General features: G+C 43.5%; 15 protein-coding genes. 5 read left to right on the forward strand and 10 right to left on the reverse strand.

Going from position 1 to position 16887, the window contains the following annotated elements; all coding sequences use genetic code 11:
* From K7A41_RS06705 to K7A41_RS06745, 9 genes are read right to left on the reverse strand one after another with little or no spacing between them, the layout of a single operon-like run.
* Positions 1–729, reverse strand: a complete 729-nt coding sequence (locus K7A41_RS06705; RefSeq protein ID WP_265713092.1) for a cytidylyltransferase domain-containing protein — start codon at positions 727–729, stop codon at positions 1–3.
* 2 nt (positions 730–731) lie between these two features.
* Positions 732–1781, reverse strand: coding sequence for a nucleotidyltransferase family protein (locus tag K7A41_RS06710; protein WP_265713093.1), 1050 nt, complete (start codon positions 1779–1781; stop codon positions 732–734).
* The gene (neuC, locus tag K7A41_RS06715; RefSeq protein ID WP_265713094.1) at positions 1778–2932 is read right to left on the reverse strand and encodes a UDP-N-acetylglucosamine 2-epimerase; all 1155 of its coding nucleotides are present in this window, start codon (positions 2930–2932) and stop codon (positions 1778–1780) included. Before neuC ends, K7A41_RS06710 begins: the two co-directional genes overlap by 4 nt.
* Complete coding sequence (gene neuB / locus K7A41_RS06720) at positions 2933–3937, reverse strand: N-acetylneuraminate synthase (protein WP_265713095.1); 1005 nt, start codon at positions 3935–3937, stop codon at positions 2933–2935. It abuts the gene before it with no gap.
* Positions 3937–4563, reverse strand: a complete 627-nt coding sequence (locus tag K7A41_RS06725) for an acetyltransferase (protein ID WP_265713096.1) — start codon at positions 4561–4563, stop codon at positions 3937–3939. Before K7A41_RS06725 ends, neuB begins: the two co-directional genes overlap by 1 nt.
* Positions 4553–5695, reverse strand: a complete 1143-nt coding sequence (locus K7A41_RS06730; RefSeq protein ID WP_265713097.1) for a LegC family aminotransferase — start codon at positions 5693–5695, stop codon at positions 4553–4555. The genes K7A41_RS06725 and K7A41_RS06730 overlap by 11 nt, the downstream gene beginning before the upstream one ends.
* Before the next feature lie 2 nt (positions 5696–5697).
* Complete coding sequence (locus K7A41_RS06735; RefSeq protein ID WP_265713098.1) at positions 5698–6885, reverse strand: UDP-N-acetylglucosamine 4,6-dehydratase; 1188 nt, start codon at positions 6883–6885, stop codon at positions 5698–5700.
* Between the two features lie 4 nt (positions 6886–6889).
* Complete coding sequence (locus K7A41_RS06740; protein WP_265713099.1) at positions 6890–7972, reverse strand: lipopolysaccharide biosynthesis protein; 1083 nt, start codon at positions 7970–7972, stop codon at positions 6890–6892.
* 8 nt (positions 7973–7980) lie between these two features.
* The gene (locus K7A41_RS06745; protein WP_265713100.1) at positions 7981–10503 is read right to left on the reverse strand and encodes an SLBB domain-containing protein; all 2523 of its coding nucleotides are present in this window, start codon (positions 10501–10503) and stop codon (positions 7981–7983) included.
* A gap of 384 nt (positions 10504–10887) precedes the next feature.
* Here K7A41_RS06745 and K7A41_RS06750 point away from each other — a divergent pair, with 384 nt between their 5' ends.
* The 5 genes from K7A41_RS06750 to K7A41_RS06770 all read left to right on the forward strand — a co-directional run bounded on the left by K7A41_RS06750 (position 10888) and on the right by K7A41_RS06770 (position 15264).
* On the forward strand, positions 10888–11796 hold the full coding sequence (locus K7A41_RS06750) for a DUF5106 domain-containing protein (protein ID WP_265713101.1): 909 nt from the start codon (positions 10888–10890) through the stop codon (positions 11794–11796).
* A gap of 3 nt (positions 11797–11799) precedes the next feature.
* Positions 11800–12294 (forward strand): S24 family peptidase, encoded by a 495-nt coding sequence (locus K7A41_RS06755; protein WP_265713102.1) that lies wholly within the window; start codon positions 11800–11802, stop codon positions 12292–12294.
* A gap of 124 nt (positions 12295–12418) precedes the next feature.
* Positions 12419–12691 carry a PqqD family protein gene (locus K7A41_RS06760; protein ID WP_265713103.1) on the forward strand — a complete coding sequence of 91 codons (273 nt, stop codon included), beginning with the start codon at positions 12419–12421 and terminating at the stop codon, positions 12689–12691.
* A gap of 22 nt (positions 12692–12713) precedes the next feature.
* Positions 12714–14342 carry an ABC transporter ATP-binding protein gene (locus K7A41_RS06765; RefSeq protein WP_265713104.1) on the forward strand — a complete coding sequence of 543 codons (1629 nt, stop codon included), beginning with the start codon at positions 12714–12716 and terminating at the stop codon, positions 14340–14342.
* Between the two features lie 10 nt (positions 14343–14352).
* Positions 14353–15264 (forward strand): hypothetical protein, encoded by a 912-nt coding sequence (locus K7A41_RS06770; protein ID WP_265713105.1) that lies wholly within the window; start codon positions 14353–14355, stop codon positions 15262–15264.
* Between the two features lies 1 nt (position 15265).
* On the opposite strand, the gene K7A41_RS06775 is transcribed toward K7A41_RS06770, so the two are convergent.
* Complete coding sequence (locus K7A41_RS06775) at positions 15266–16819, reverse strand: S41 family peptidase (RefSeq protein WP_265713106.1); 1554 nt, start codon at positions 16817–16819, stop codon at positions 15266–15268.
* Positions 16820–16887 lie beyond the last annotated feature (68 nt).

Here is a 16887-nt window from a genome sequence, read left to right on the forward strand (position 1 = left end):
TCAATAATTAAATTTAAAATCCAGTTTTTTGTTCTCCAATAGATAAGACATAAACTCAAAATCTATAGGATGGTCTAAATCGAAGCATATATGAGGCAGCTCACATACTAAACTTCGCTCCGAAATAACGGTCTTATATCCTTCTTCAAAAAATGCCTTCTTAAAGATGTAAAATGACGCATTCATATCATAGACTTTAGGAGCAGACTGTCTCGTCAGGAACTGCCCAACTTTACATAGGCCAAAAAATCCATTCTCCTGCTTTTCAACCATATTAAAATAGGGATTTCTGTTTGCTGGGCTTACAGAAAATATATTTAATGCAGCTTCATTGTCAAAGAGTAAATCGATAGCTTTCTTAAGATCCTCAACGCTTCGAAATGGAGATGTCACGTCTAAATCAATCACGAAATCATATTTATAGTCATTCTGCTTTTCAGCATAATTTTTGACATCTGCAATCGCTTCCAATTTACCGGCTGTATCACTAGCAAGGAAACCTGGCCTTTCATAAGACGTATTTATAGTAGAATACCCCAATGATCGAACCACATCCCTAATTTCGATTGAATCTGTAGATAAATAAATATCTATATTCTCATCTTCGGCGAGTGAAAGAGCTACTTCAATCGAATAAGTTATCAAAGCTTTTCCATTGATCAACTTGATATTTTTACCGGGAATCCCTTTCGAACCACCTCTGGCACAAATTGTGATTAAACCTCTCATCTCTATAATTTAATATGTTTAATATCCTCTTGAGCTTTCTTGAAATCTTCGTGCTTTCCAATATCTAACCAATATCCATTAAGCGGATAGGTGACCAAATTTAGATTCATCTCAATTACCCGGTCCATTAGATCTGTAATATCAAAGAATTGGTCATCAGGAATCATACTAAGTAGATTTTTTTTCAATATGTAAATCCCAGCATTCGAATAATATGTATACCGTGGTTTTTCTTTCAATGATTTAACACAATTGGTTTCATTGACTTCTAACACAGCATAGGGAACATCAACATGATAAGAGGTTGCAGCTACAATCATATCAGCACCAGTCTCCTTATATGTTTTAAAAAAATCACCGAAATCGATATTGGTCAAAAGATCCGAGTTCATGACAATAATATCGTCGTATTTAAAATTTTCCACCAACAATATGGAACCGATAGTACCTAAGGGCTTATGTTCTCTAACATACTGAATATTAAGATCCTTATTGGAACCATCACCAAAATAACTTACTAGCTGATCGCCCAAGTAATTTATACTTAAATTGATATTACGAATACCTACTTCTTTTAATCTATCTATATTATATTCAATAATAGGCTTGTCGCCAACACGTAATAGAGGTTTTGGGGTGTTATCTGTAAGCGGACGTAAACGCTTTCCCTCTCCGCCGGCCATTAGCACAGCATCTGCGGGTATCAAAGTCGTACGCAAACTAAAGTCTAAAATATCTACGATTTGATGCGAATTATTGATAATTGGGATAATCTTGAGGAGATCTTTTCTAAACTCATCCAATAGCTTGAGGTCATATTCATTTTCTCGAATAAAAACCGGATTAGATTGTATAAAATCCAATAAACTATTTTCGAAGCCTAACCCTCTAATAAAACCTCTACGAAGATCTCCATCTGTCAAAGATCCTAACAACCTATTGTCATCTTCAACGACAAATAGGATAGAGGATGGAGCAATTTTATCCAATTTGATTAAAGCATCTCTGACGGATCGTTCCTTGTGGATAATATGTTTATTTACAATACTCATATTAAATTATAAAATTTTTTCACAGTGTCCTGCTGTTGATATCTTTCTATTACCTCAACAATTTTAGGTGCTGCTCCACCATTATAATAAGGATTTTCCAAATCTCTTAAACAATTTCTAAACTTAATCGACTTAATTTTTTCAAAGCCTCGAATTATATCATTAAAGCTACAAGAGACATTAACTATTGATTGACATTGTAAACGGCCAAGTTGCCTATTTCCAATATTTAATGTTGGAGTTCCTAAAGAAGGAGCCTCCAAAATACCGCTAGAACTATTACCTACAATCGCTGTGCACTCTTTAACAACGGACAAAAAACGCAAAGTGCCCAACGACTCAAAAGCCTTAGCTTTATTTGGATTTTTGGCAATATAATTATCAATCATTTTATTTATAATTCTACTGTCCGTGTCTGCATTTGCTTTTGTAAAAATAAAAAAGCTATCTTCCTGCTTTTCTATTGCATCCAATAATATCTGAAACTGTTCTTGAGAATTTAAAGCTGATAAGGTTTCTGGATGGAATGTAATTTGATAATTGTAATTTAAAAATCTCACTCCCAAATCCTCCTCAAGATCCATTCTACTCATTAATTTTAAATTGGTAATATTATCCAATCCAATGGCTCCGACATTGTATACACGATCAGGCTCTTCTCCCATTTGGATAATCCGTTTTCTATATTCCTCCGTTGACGTAAAATGCAAGTGACTTAATTTTGTGATAGCATGCCTGATCGAATCATCATACGCTCCTTCTGTAATCTCACCGCCATGTAAATGCACTATAGGAATTTTAAATATTGTTGCCGCTGAAGCGACAGCTAAGATTTCGTAGCGATCTCCCAATATAACAAGCATATCAGACTTAAGTCGAGGAAGAACATCCGCCATCCCATTCATCGCTAACCCCATTGTTTTAACAATACCGGATGCAGAATCCGATGAAAGTAAAATTTCTACCTTTTCATTGATTATAAATCCATCTGCCTCAATCTGCCGATAGGTTAATCCAAATTCTGGTGACAAATGTGCTCCAGTTACGACAATCTGAAGTTCCAGTTCATCTGAATGCTGGATTACATCCATCAAAGGTTTCAATAAGCCATATTCAGCCCGTGTAGCCGTTACAACACAAATTTTTTTCATTTAAATTTCAATTAGCTCGTCTACCTCAAAGTCACGAATTGCTGGTTTCCCGATGACTTCATCCCAACACATAGGAGAGATTCCATTTCCCGGCCTTTTAACGGTCAAGTTATCCGCTGACAACAATTCATCTTTCTTAATACTTCTTGCCGCAACAATACTTTTGCGGGCCACAGCAATATTTTTCAGCTCTGAAGGGGAGGGCCTCTTCACCCCATCCCCTTTCATTGCCACCTCAATATTGCGAATGGCCTTCACCATAGTTCGCAACTCAAGTGGTTCAAGGGAAGCAGCATGGTCGGGCCCCGACATGGTTTTATCCAATGTAAAATGCTTTTCAATTACGGTCGCTCCTAAAGCAACTGCTGCAATTGGCACCTCGATACCTAATGTATGATCGGAGTAACCAACGCTTGTTTGAAACTGTTCCTTAATAGCAAGCATAGCTTTTAGGTTAACATCTTCCATAGGCGTTGGATACTCGGTATTACAATGTAATATTGTTATATCAGATACACCTTCCTTTCTGAATACATTTACAGCCGCTGCAATATCCTCCATGGTCGACATTCCGGTGGATAATATTACTTTTGAAAACAGTTGCGCTGCTTTTCTTAGATAAGGCAGATTTGTGATTTCACCTGACGGGATTTTAACTAATTCCAAACCAATCTCTTTAAGGTATTCTAAAGATTCTAGATCAAATGCGGTTGAAAAAAAATTAACCTTTTTTGTTTTACAATAGTTGATTAGCTGGCTATGACTAGCATGGGACAATTCCAATTTCTTTAACATATCAAATTGAGAATCATTACCATCTGCCGTATTATTCATCTGATAATCAGCTTTCTTAGCCTCTTTAGAAACCAATTTTTCTGCTTTAAAGGTTTGAAATTTCACATAGTCCACCCCAGCTTCAACAGCAACATCAATAAGCTTAAGTGCATTATTTATATCACCATTATGATTCACTCCAGCCTCTGCAATAATCAACGTTCTTTCCATTATCTAAGTTTTTTTGCTGGGTTACCAGCCCAGATTTCATTATTGGGAATATTCTGCAAAACCACGCTTCCAGCCCCCACTACAACATTTTCACCGATTGTGACACCTTGCTTTATAATTGAATTAGCTCCAATAAAAGCTGATTCTCCAATGGTTACATTGCCTGCCAAAATAGCTCCAGGGCCTATATGCGCATGACTAGAAATAATACATTCATGTTCAACTACACAGGCTGTATTCAATATACAATTGTTAGCCACCTTTGCGAAGGCATTGATTGTACTATTTACGGCTAAAAAATTTCCTATTCCTACCTCAGACAGGGTACTAATATGCGCTGAAGGATGGATGATTGTAACTAACTGTTTATTATGTAAGAAAACGAGATTGGCCATCTTTTTCCTTATTTGATTATCTCCAATTCCGATAATAAAATTATCAACACTATCCCAATCAAAGTATTCACTACTCTCATCGCCTACATATTTTAACTGAAATGGATTGTAAGCTTTTTCCTCCCTTTCACAATAATGGGATATAACGATTCCTGCCTCGTTCGCTGTGTCCAAGACAACGAATGAATGACCAGAATAACCAATTATCGCAATATCTTTATTATCGTACACTACTTGGGATATTAACAATACGTTGTTCTAAAAATTCCGCATTGACTTGCTCATCGCGATAACAGTGTTGATACATCGGTAATCGATAAGTCAATGTCCATATCGGACGTGTCATTATTCCATTTGCGTTTGTTTCCTTTAAAAAATCATCTCGCTCAAGAATATTATTTAATTCCACACACATCAACCAATAGTTTGCCCGGGTTTGGGGAGTCTCTCTTCTGAAATTTACTCCCGCAGACTGAAAAAATTTGGCGTACTCTTCTGCTAATTTACGTTTATCCGCTAAAAAAGATGTCAGCATTTCCATTTGAGCACAGGCAAGCGCTGCATTCAAGTTAGGCATCCTATAGTTGTAACCTATCTCATCATGAAAAAATTCATAGGGATGTGGCTTCTTAGCAGTTGTAGTAAGGTATTTGGCTTTAGTTCCTAAATCAAGGTCATTCGAAACTATTGCGCCGCCGCCGCCACAGGTAATGGTCTTATTCCCGTTGAAGGAAAAACACCCAACTTGCCCTATTGTCCCTGTATGGTGCTCTTTATAGTAACTACCCAAAGATTCAGCGGCATCTTCTACAACCGGAATTTTCCATGCTGAACATACGGTAATTAATTCATCTAAATGAACAGGAAAACCAAAGGTATGCATGGGCACACATGCGGAAATCCTGTTACCTGTAAATTTATTGTAAGCGCCATCTTCTCTCAATTCAGCATTATTTTCCAAGAAATGCCTTACCGCTTTTGGAGAAAGCCCCATGGTATCGAAATCTACATCAAGAAATACTGGAATGGCATTATTGTAAGAAATAGCGTTCGATGTAGCAATAAAAGAAAGTGCTTGTGTTATTACTTCATCCCCTTTTGAAACGCCAACTAACCGCAAAGCCACTTGCAGCGCAGCAGTCCCGTTTACAACCGCGACAGCCTTCGTCGCTTTTGTAAACTGTTCCATATTTCGTTCGAATTGATCAACATAGGCGCCGACAGAAGATACGAATGTTGAATCTATTGTTTCCAACAAATATCTTTTTTCATTCCCCCGGAACCGAGGTTCATGTAAAGGGACAAAATCATTCGTGTGATACTGTTCTCTTACAAAAGCAATAAATTTGTTAAAATAATTCATGATTACATCTTAGCATCTAAATACTTCCCTGTTTCCTTGTGCCCAAAATCAGGAATCATTTGCAAAAACAGATCTACTATTTCGTGTTTTGCCCACTTACGATTTGACTTCATTTGAGAAATAGAATTTTCGAAAAGCTGCAACTTTTCTTCATCTACATTTAACTCATTTTTTATCACACCTAAGTTCTCAAAACTATCCATATCCAATACCTCCTTATCTGTAAAGAATTCCTCAAAGTCCTTTTCTCCTGTGGTATCGCTCAATGTAAATAGACATGGCCACCGTCCCTTTTGTGGCAAAGTGCGAACTAATGCACGCGCTTCTTCTTCATTTTGGCATATATAAGGTTCATAACCTATTTCTTTAAGATAACGTACAGCAATGTCAGCAAAGGTTATTAAATGTAGATTTTCACTCAACTTTGGAAAAAAAACGTCTCTATTTTCTCCAAAAATACATGACATCAAACAAAGTTCTCCAGATTCCTTTGGTATAACAAAATATCTTTTGATGTCATTGGGAGCAACAATAGGTTGCCTCTTTTCAATCCTTTTATTGAAGCCGTGGAGCAACGAGCCATCAGAAAAGGCGACATTCGCAAACCGAGCCGTTGAGATCGAAATATACTTACTTCGCCGCATCAAAAACATCTCCATTATCCGTTTGGAAGCACCCATCATATTTACCGGATTAGCAGCTTTATCTGTTGATACACAAAAATATTTCTTTACCCCCCTTGCAATTGCTTGCTGCAGCGTCTTATCCGTATTAAAAATATTTACATCAATCATACGCATGAGTGTATAAGGATCCTTTTCGCTCCGAACGTGCTTTAATGCCGATAGATTGAGAACGTAATCATATACGCCATCTGCTTCCCAAAAGGCATCGTATTCTATAGATCCGATATCGAGTGCAAAAGTTTGAAAATCCCCAGATATATAACCATAAGAACTGCGAATATCCCGTACTAATTCGACTAGATTATTCTCGCTGATATCAACAACATGTAGTTTTTTGGGGTTACGTCTGAAGATTTCTTTAACGGTTGCTTGCCCAATGGAGCCAGCTCCACCTATAACAAGAAATCGTGAGGCCGAAATTACTTCTATGAGTCTAGCCTCATACGCTAAAATATCGTTTTTGAATAGCTCGTTTTTGCGTCCTATAAGCTCTAAAATATTCATACGTTTAGCTTTCAATAATATTACGATATATCTTCCTTACAACTAGGCTACAAACAGCTAAAAAACCAACCAATATAGCTCCCATAACTGCTGTTTTAAGCTTACCAAACTTATTAACTGGCAAAGGTAATACAGGCTCATCTACCTTTTCGATCAATGGAGCCTCTTTCATAAGTGCCATCTTGGACATTTCTAAATTTTGGACCAATTGCCCCAATATTGCCTTGTTCGTCTCCGCTGAGAATTGAGATCTCTGTGTGGGAACCATCCGCTGAGCCTGCCTTGTGGGATTTAGATTGGGGGTAGCGTCAACTGCCATTGCTGCAGTTGAAATATTTCCGTTCATCACTGCGCGTACAGAATCTGTCTTTCGCTGTAGAATATCGATATTGTCCATTGATTTCTTAGTTTTGGTCTTGATATAAAAATCATTTACCTGAGCAACTAATACCTCATTAAATTCCTTAGAAAATAATTCATCTGTCGATTTTACATCCACTTTAATCAAGCCTGACTTTTTATCTAGCTTGCCAACAGTGAGATTGTTTGTATTGATATCTTTTACAATAGCCTGTAGTATACTATCTCTATCCCGTTGAATATTTACAGGTATTTTTTTTGAAAAGTCCAGTTGTGCCAACTCAGGCTTCTTGGATTCCCACTTTTCCTTAAGTTTTTCCATTGCAACATACCTGTCTATCAACAATAAAGCACTGTCGCTTGGTGATCTATTTAACAGAACTGCTTCGATCATTTTGCGGGATTTATACAACTCAAAAAGATTGTCCCCTTGAAAAATACCACCTCCAGAGCCGCCCAGATCGATTCCAGCCAAGGCCGCTAAACCAGCCATTTGTCCCAAGCCCCCGCCTGTATTTTCTCCTGTTTCTAAAACAAAAGTAGTGGTAGCAATATATTCAACAGGGCGATACTTAGCATATATAAACCCAGCTATTCCACCTAATAAACCGGCTAGAAGCCACACATACCATTTCGAAAACACATATCTGCCCCAACTTTTTGTCTTTAGAAAAAACTCTTTCAAAGACATTTCGTCATCGATTGTTTGATTGTCGCGATTTTTCAACGTTTAAACTATTTAAATAAACTGATGATAATAGCCAATGTAGAAGCAATCCCAGTCCCAATACCGATCCAAGCCTGTGAACTCAATTTCTCCCTTGGCGCTCTTTTCGGAACGACAATCTCCGCTCCTGGTTTCACTTCTGGATACCCGCCATCCTTGCCTTTAACAGCGCCGTTAGCATACTGTACAAACACGCGTTTTTTCAGGGCATTGTCGGTAAAGCCCCCGGCCTGATTAATATAATACTTCAGGTTTTTGCCTTTTACAAAGACTACATTATTAGGATTCAACACCTCACCGACCACTTTTACCGTTTCCAGTTCTTTTGGCACTGTGATAATATCCCCGTCCAGTACCAACAAATCACCTTGCTGATATGGTTTTTCCAAAATCTTATTTAACTCGATTCCAACCAGGTCACTTGGCTCAATATCCTCCGCGGACATTCCTTGCTGCGAGACCTTGGCCAGCGCCTTATTTTTGGTCTTTGAGCCCTCGATGTTTTCCTCTTCGGAATCTAAACTGCTATTCGTAGCATTTCCTTCCTCATCAACACTATCTTTTGCCAATTCTTTTTTCAAACGTTCTTTTTTCTTTTTTTCTGCTTCCTTCAGCTTAGACATGCCCGTACGTCTTAATGACGCACCTTCAGTATAGGCGTAGGCAGTCAGTCCGCCTGCGCGCTTGATGATATCAGAAATGCGTTCGTCCTCCCTGGAGATAGTATATACACCGGGATATAACACCTCGCCTTCAATAGTCACCTGACGCTGCGTACGGAATCCGGCATCACCTAACACCGAAACAACATCATAGGGTTGCAACGCTATGTTCGGATCACTCAATACGCCGTCCTTAATATCCACTAAAATGGTCTGTGACGATGCGTGATCTTCAACATTTCGATGTTTAAGCCTTCTGGCAATCTCCACTCGTGCATTCTTGGCCGCTTCAGTCAATCCTCCAGCTTTTTGAATAACATCGCCTAAGGTGGCATTGCTCGAAAAAGGAAGATCTCCGGGAAAACGCACCTCGCCCTGCACGGTAAACTTATACTCATCCCGCAGGTCAAAGATCGAAGCAATCTCAATTTTGTCTTCGCGCTTCAATGGGATATCTTCTCCTGTTCCCGCCAGCACTTCGCGTACGTTGAAATTAATCAGTTCGGACGTATTGTCGGCCCTCAGGCGGTTGATTATACCGCGCTCCATAAAAGCATCTTCACGTACGCCATCCGCCATCTGCAGTACTTGTTTGAGTGTCAGTCCGGGTTCCAAACCGAATATCCCCGGACGGAATACGGCTCCAAGCACGGTCACACGGTTAGCAAAACGCTCCAGGATGGGCTCCACAATATATTGATCGCCGCCTTTGGGCGTGTAATTGGCAAACTCATTGGCGTAGACATCCTGCACACTGCGCTCACGCCCGGTCGTCTGCAACACTTTGATCTTAGCGGTATAGGCATTTTCAGTAAAATCACCTGCATAACGCAAGATATCGGATAAGGACTCACCAGGTACGGTCTCAAAAATCGCTGGACGCTTGACTTCACCTTCAAATTGTACGCGCGCACCGTAGACAGGGATATGGATAATATCTTGATCTTGCAAACGGATATTGCCTTGTTGAATACCGTTGGCCAGAAAATCGTAGACATCAATCGTACTGACAACGCGATTGCCGCGGATCACCTGGATCTGACGGTAGGTACCATTTTTATTTGGTCCGCCCGAAGCGTATAAGGCATTGAATACCGTCGCTAGGGATGGCAGGCTGTAGGTTCCTGGTTTGGTGACCGCGCCTGTCAATGTCACGCGGATCGTACGGATGTTACCGATAGTGACACTCACTTGGGTACGTCCTGAACGAATCGCTGGATAGGTACCACTCAGCCGCTGCTCTATTTTGCTTTTTGCCGCAGCAATGGATAAGCCGGCCACATTGATCTGACCCACGTACTCTACCTTGATTAGACCATCAGGGCTGACCGGCAACTTATACGATGCCTCATTATCGCCGGTGATATCCAACAAAATTTCATCGTCAGGACCTATAATATAGGAACTTGGTGTGGCCATCCGCAAATTGGGTTCAAAAGTAATCGCGTTGTTTTTAAACAGATCGGATCCGAAAATTTTCAATTTCCCATCATCATGCTGAGTCGAATCCTGACTGTTTGGCTGTTTACTTTGCAAGGAATCGGTCTGATTACCGCTCACTTGACGACCTCCATTTCGACCCGAAACCGATGTGCTGTACTTCCCCTGCGAGGGTTCCGGCTGTTGTTTTTTTCGTTTGATTTTCTCCAGACGATCTTTTAATTTCTGTACTTCTCCAGCTGATACACCTTGCGCCCGCGCAAAGGCATCGATCTGGCTCTCGTCATAGCCCATCAAAGCAGCCTGCTTCATATACTGCTCGATCTGAGCATCAGTCAAATTATCTACTTTAATATTGGTAGGGCTGGTCTGTGCATGTATTGTTCCCACAAATCCTACCATACATAACCACATGATTATTCTTTTCATTCGATACGTCGGCATTTGCCGCAAAATTAGTAAAACAATTTAATTAAATGGTTTAAAAAATTACTTCTGGACCCATTTCATTGAAAAGTACCATCGTCTAGCCCAGCTCTATGTGTTATTTGTTGTGTTGTAACGTAAAAACAGTAGTGTCCGCTACTAAGATTCTCGAATTGGAAGACTAAAAGCTTATTACCTTCCAAAAAAACAAATATCTAAATATCCATCACCCTCCGCCACAACTTCTCTTCAACGAACAAAGATAGTTTTTAAAATCGTCGATAAGCAATTTTCTTCTGTTTACGCGAAAAAGCAGTAGCTCAAGTTAGCGATGCAGCTATAGAATTAGGAACTTTTATTAACTTAGCAAAGTTAAGCATAAATCACATGAAAACTTCAACGTTTCGTTTCTTGTTATCCATAGGTATTGTGGTCACTCTGCTTTGGGCCTGCAATGCGAAGAATGCCGCCAAACAGGAAAATAACAAGTCCACCTCCGGGCAGATGCTAAGTACTGCAGACAGCACGCTGCTGCATTTTTGGGATAAGTTTGACATGAACGATACCGCACAGGTCAAAAACCCGGATAAAGGCGAACAACAGCTTGCCGATTTTATCGGCCTGCTCTCTAAAACACCAGATTCGGCCATGCGCGACAAAGCAGTGGGCAACATGCTGGACAAAGCGAAAGGCAATCGGAGCAGCTTCGACCACTTCGTCAAACTTTATGAACGTTATCTTTACGACGGCAACTCTCCCCTGCGCAACGATGTGCTCTACGAATCGGTACTACGCTACCTGATCCAAACGGATCTGCTGTCTGATCTGGAGAAGGAGGCTTACCGGCCGGTCTATAAACTGGTGCTGCGCAACAAGGTTGGCCAGATCGCCGAAGATTTTAGCTATGTCACCGCCGACGGGAGTACACAGAAGCTCTCGGACGGCAAAGCGAAATATACCTTACTTCTATTTTACGATCCGGACTGTTCGCACTGCAAAGAGACCATACAGCAGCTCCGGGATACGCCGCAGCTGGTGCAGCTGTTTGCCCAACTGCAGGTGAAGATCCTGGCCATAGATCCTTGGGGTGACCGCAACAAATGGAAAAACTACCAGTCCGAGCTTTCGTATGAATGGATCAATGGCTTTGACAGCGAGGGAAAGGTACTGGCCTTCAACCTCTATGATTTAAAAGCCTCGCCGACCATCTACCTGCTGGACGAAAACAAACGGGTACTGCTCAAAGATACCTACCTGCAGCAGGTGGTCCAGTATTTTGTTCAGGCGAATCAGTAACATATGAATAGACAAGCTGAAAATAATAATACCCGGGTCATGTCCAATGACTTCTATTTTGCTGAGGTGCAGCGTATGCTGAACGAAGGCAAGGAGGTGCGCATCCGCGTCAAAGGGAGCAGCATGCAGCCCTTTATCAGTGACGGGGACACCGTGCTGCTGCGTGCCTACAAGGGCGAAACACTCAGAAAAGGATGCAATGTATTGGCCCGACACGAGGGTAAATATGTCTTTCACCGCTATGTGGCGACGACAGGAGGACGACTAATATTAGCCGGTGACGGCAATCTCGTACTGCGGGAATATATCGGCAAAGGCGATATCATTGCTCTGGCACTCAGCCATACGCCCCAGAATTCCCGACGGGAAATCGATCTCAACAGTGGCTGGGCACGGTTCCGGGGACTGTCCTGGTATCACTTGCGGCTGCCACGCCGCATTATCGCCAAACTGGGCCGCATGCTGTCAAATAGGAACGCTCCAGATGAAAAAAAATGATTAACTTTGGCTTTATTTATTCTTTTTAATCCTTAAATATGCGAAGCCCGTCCACATCGCCAATTGCAGCGATGGTGAGATGGAATGCTTGCGTGAGGACAAAAAAAACGTTTAACAGATACATATGAAGTTAAGATCGGATTTAGTTTTAAGAACCATTGGTTCAGATCATTTAATAGTAGATCCTAGTCAGGATATGGTCGACCTATCGACTGTCTACACCTTAAACAGTTCGGCAGCGTGGCTCTGGGAACAGCTCAAAGAAGAGGAAGAGTTTGACCTGGCACGTGTCGTCGAACTACTCTGCGAGCAGTATGATGTGACCCCTGAACAGGCACAATCCGACGCCGCTGTGCTGTTGCAGGACTTTGAGAAACAGGGATTGCTGGCGGAATAAAGGCGTCATTGACCTTGGAGGAATGAGCAACTTTAGCCTCAAGCAACATGTCAACTGGGCCTGGTCGGTTAGTGCTGGATACCGCGGCCGTCTACTCCTCTATTTTATAGTGGAACTGCTCTGCATTGCGCTGTCACTCATCTTTGTCTATTTATCCAAGAAGGCTGTTGACGTGGCGACTACGCCAGGAGACCTGCCGCTAGAATGGTTGCTCTGGGGCATCGTGGGCAGTATAGCCCTCAACGTGGCACTCAAAGGCTATTCAGGTCGGCTGATGGAACGCATCAAACTGATGCTGACGCTACAGCTGCAACGTAACATGCTCGACGCCCAGATGCTTTCGGTCTGGAAGCTGGTCAAAAACTGGCATACAGGCGATATCCAGATCCGCATCCAGACTGACTGTGAGGAGGTCGCCGGTACCATAGCCAACACCGTTTTATCGTTTTTGCTGACGATCATCCAGCTGCTGGCCTCTGTCGGCTTCCTCTGGTACATGGACCCCATGCTGGCCCTGATGATCCTGGCCATTTCACCGCTATTTGTATTCTCCAAAATATACTTCCGCAAGATGCGGCAGCTGAGCAAGGACGTGAAAGCGGAGGAAAGCAATTTCTCCAAAATCTTGCAGGAAAACCTGCGCTTCCGCCTGCTGATTCGTGCCATGGGCATTTTCCCCAAACGCCGGGACAAGCTCACCGAAAGCCAGCAGCAGCTGTATGCACTGAAAATGCGGCAGCTCAACTTCTCGACCTATACACAGGGTGCCATGAAGGTCGCCATGAACGCGGGTTACCTGGTCGCCTTCTTTTGGGGTATCTACCGGCTACAGGCTGGACTGATCACCTTCGGAACGATGACGGCCTTTCTGCAGCTGGTGGCCCGGATTCAGTCTCCTATCCTCGCCCTGATCTCGTATATCCCGGGCTTCGTACGCTTTCGTGTGGCGGCCGACCGGCTGCTGGAATTGCAGGCCGGTGAAATCGAACCCCTTGTACAACAGGAGCGCCTCAAGGGTATCGAAGAACTGCGGATCAGCGGCCTGTCTTTCCGCTATGAGGACAAGTGGGTATTGCAGCAGCTCAACCTCTCGCTCAAAGCGGGGGAGCCTACCGCCATTATCGGCCCCAGCGGCAAAGGCAAGACGACTTTGATCCGCCTGCTGCTCGCCCTGCTCAAAGCCGAAAAGGGTGAAATCAAGCTGATCGACCAAAACGGCGAAAGGCTGCTGGACGCCAGACACCGGGTCAACTTTGCCTATATCCCGCAGGGCAATTCACTGTTTAGTGGGACTATACGGGAAAACATGATGCTGCAGGTCAGGGAACAAAGCCCGCTGACAATCGAACAGGCGCTCTGGCTGGCCTGTGCCGAATTTGTGCACGATCTCCCTGATGGTCTCGACACCTTGGTCGGTGAATCGGGCATCGGCCTGTCTGAAGGGCAGGCACAGCGCATCGCCATTGCCCGCGCACTGATGCAGGACGCGGATATCTGGCTCTTTGATGAAGTGACATCGGCGCTCGACCGCACGACCTCCGGGACGCTGACACAACGCCTGCTGGAATATGGCAAGCACAAAATATGCTTATTTGTAACGCACGACCTGCACCTGGCTGACCAATGCCAGCACCGCATATACCTCGATTAAATAGTAAACAATGAACTTGACGACATCATCCGAACGCACACAGACACGTTACCGCATTGCCGACCTGCTATTGGAATTTAACCACCCGACAAGCCTGCCCATCGAGCAGCTGCTGCAGTCCTTCCAGGATTTTAAGACCGTGGGAAGCGCTGCTGCTGCGGACATAGTGATCGACATTTCGCTGGATAGCGCGCCGATAAGTGATGACATGGGTATACTGCGCACGGATGACTCCATCGCCTGGGGCGACCGCTTCCGCTTTTACGAGAAGGAGGATACATTTATCACCAGCATCGTTAATGATAAAGGCAATGCGACATGGTATCAATATAGCAGCCGCAACTTTGAGCAGTCGACCATTTATGTTCCGGAAAGTACAGCCGAAGAGCAGCATGCGGTCATCACCTGGATGGCCATGATGATCTTCGGTCAGGCTAGCCTCTTACACGATACCATCATGATCCACGCTTCGGTGGTCAACCACCAGGACCTGGGGATCGCCTTCCTCGGCAAGAGTGGCACAGGCAAAAGCACACACAGCAGGCTCTGGCTGAAGCATATCCCAAATACGGTATTGCTAAATGACGATAATCCGGCCATCCGGATCACGGCGGAAGGTGTGTTTATCTACGGAACGCCCTGGAGTGGCAAGACGCCCTGCTATAAAAATGAGCGGCTACCACTGAAAGGCTTTGTGCGCCTGCAACAGGCACCTAGCAATGTATTTGAATGGCAGCCGGACCTCAAAGGCTTTATCGCTGTACTGCCGAGCTGTACTGCCATACGCTGGAACAAGGAGCTCTTTGGCCGCATGAACACGCTGCTGGAAAAGGTGATCGCTGAGGTGCCTGTAGGCTACCTACAATGTCTGCCTGACGCGGAAGCGGCACAGCTATGCAAAGAAATGATCATTGGGCACTAACTTACTTGGGCCTCTTGATCATCCCGCGTTCAGGTAGTGCATGTATCTTGCCTTGCTCCAATGTGCGGATGCTACGGCTCGAGACACGGCGTAGTGTTGCCCGCGTGCCAGTGCTTGGCGCTGCATCGGCCAGGGCTGTTGCCAACATGCTTTCTTCAGGATTGCCCACATCGAATGCAACGTCATCACCGATCTCGCTTTTGTCTGGCACAAGCCCATCCCAGTAATCACGAAGGTCGCGAACAGTCCCTTTATTGTATTTCTCACCGATGTTGCCACGTGCATTTTTCAGTATAAAGGATGCCGGCCAATAAGAGACCTTATTGCGCACCTTTTGTTCAAAAAAACCAACGGGCTTGCCGTAGGTACGCGAGCCGGCGGCAATGATTTCAACAGGCATATGCGGTGTAAGCACATTGATCAGCATCTCGGCTGCCGAAGCCGTCTGCTCGCTGACCAGAAAATACACTTTACTCAGATTCAATGCACTTAGTCCTTCAAAATAGGTATCATGCATGGCGAGTTGATCGCGCAGGCTTTTTGCTGCATCCGACTGCATGTATTTATTCATCTCATAGGTCAGCATCAGCTTGCCCTTGGTCTTGGCTCCGCCAATCTTGTCGGCAATATAGATCGCCGCATCCACATAGCCGCCACCATTATAACGCAGGTCCACGATCAAGCTCTTGATCTGTTTACTTTCATACTTCGCAAAGGCGGCATTGATATTTTGCTGATTCGGATTGTTGTTTTCGATCTCTTCGAAAGACGACAAGGCGATATAGCCAATATTGTTACCGCTATAGCTGTACACGGTATCCATATAAACAGGGTTGATCACATACGAGTTGTTATAGCTGATCGTCTTGGTGAATAACTGGTCCTGCCGCTTGACCTGAAGCTTGAGCGTGGTACCGTCCAGTGCAGACTGAATATTGCTGTTTAGTCTGCTGAATAGCTGCGGATCTTTCACGCTACAACTGCTTGTCGGACAGTCTACCTCGACAGAATAAGTCTCTTTGTCGTCATTGATCGCGTCAATGATATCTGACCTTCTGAATCCGGCTACCTGGGCGGGAGAACCGCCTTCAACAAAGGAAATGTAGGGGCGCGCAATTTTGCCGTCAAGTGAAAACCACTGGACGGAGATGCCATATCCCTCATTATTGTCCATTTTTAAGCCAGCCTGCTCGGCGATATTGTAGCCGTTGATACCGTCCATATAAGAAAAGCGGTCGAATACACCGGCATAACCGTTTGCCACGTGTACAGGTGTCAGCTTTTTGAGTGCATCCAGAACACTGCTCGCGGAGTTGTATTTATCGGTAAATTCGGCTGGATTATCCAGATAATCCGGAATGGACTCATCAGCCCACACCGAATAAAGTTTATAGTAGGTGTAAATATCGTCTTTGATTTGCTGACCTTCGGTACGGTCAGTCGGCTCCGGTTTGGGTTCAGGCTTAGGTTCGTCTTTTTTACAGGAAAGTACAGAGAGCCCGATCAGAGCCATCAGTGCCCAGCGTCTCATCTGCTGTAGAGGCATTTTGTTCATATATTGAAGCTTTTGTAAAACAAACATAGAGAAATTGCGCTTTTTTCACAAATGTTTATTTTCCCGCA

The organism is Sphingobacterium sp. InxBP1, from assembly GCF_026191775.1.
In the GTDB taxonomy this organism is placed as follows: domain Bacteria; phylum Bacteroidota; class Bacteroidia; order Sphingobacteriales; family Sphingobacteriaceae; genus Sphingobacterium; species Sphingobacterium thalpophilum.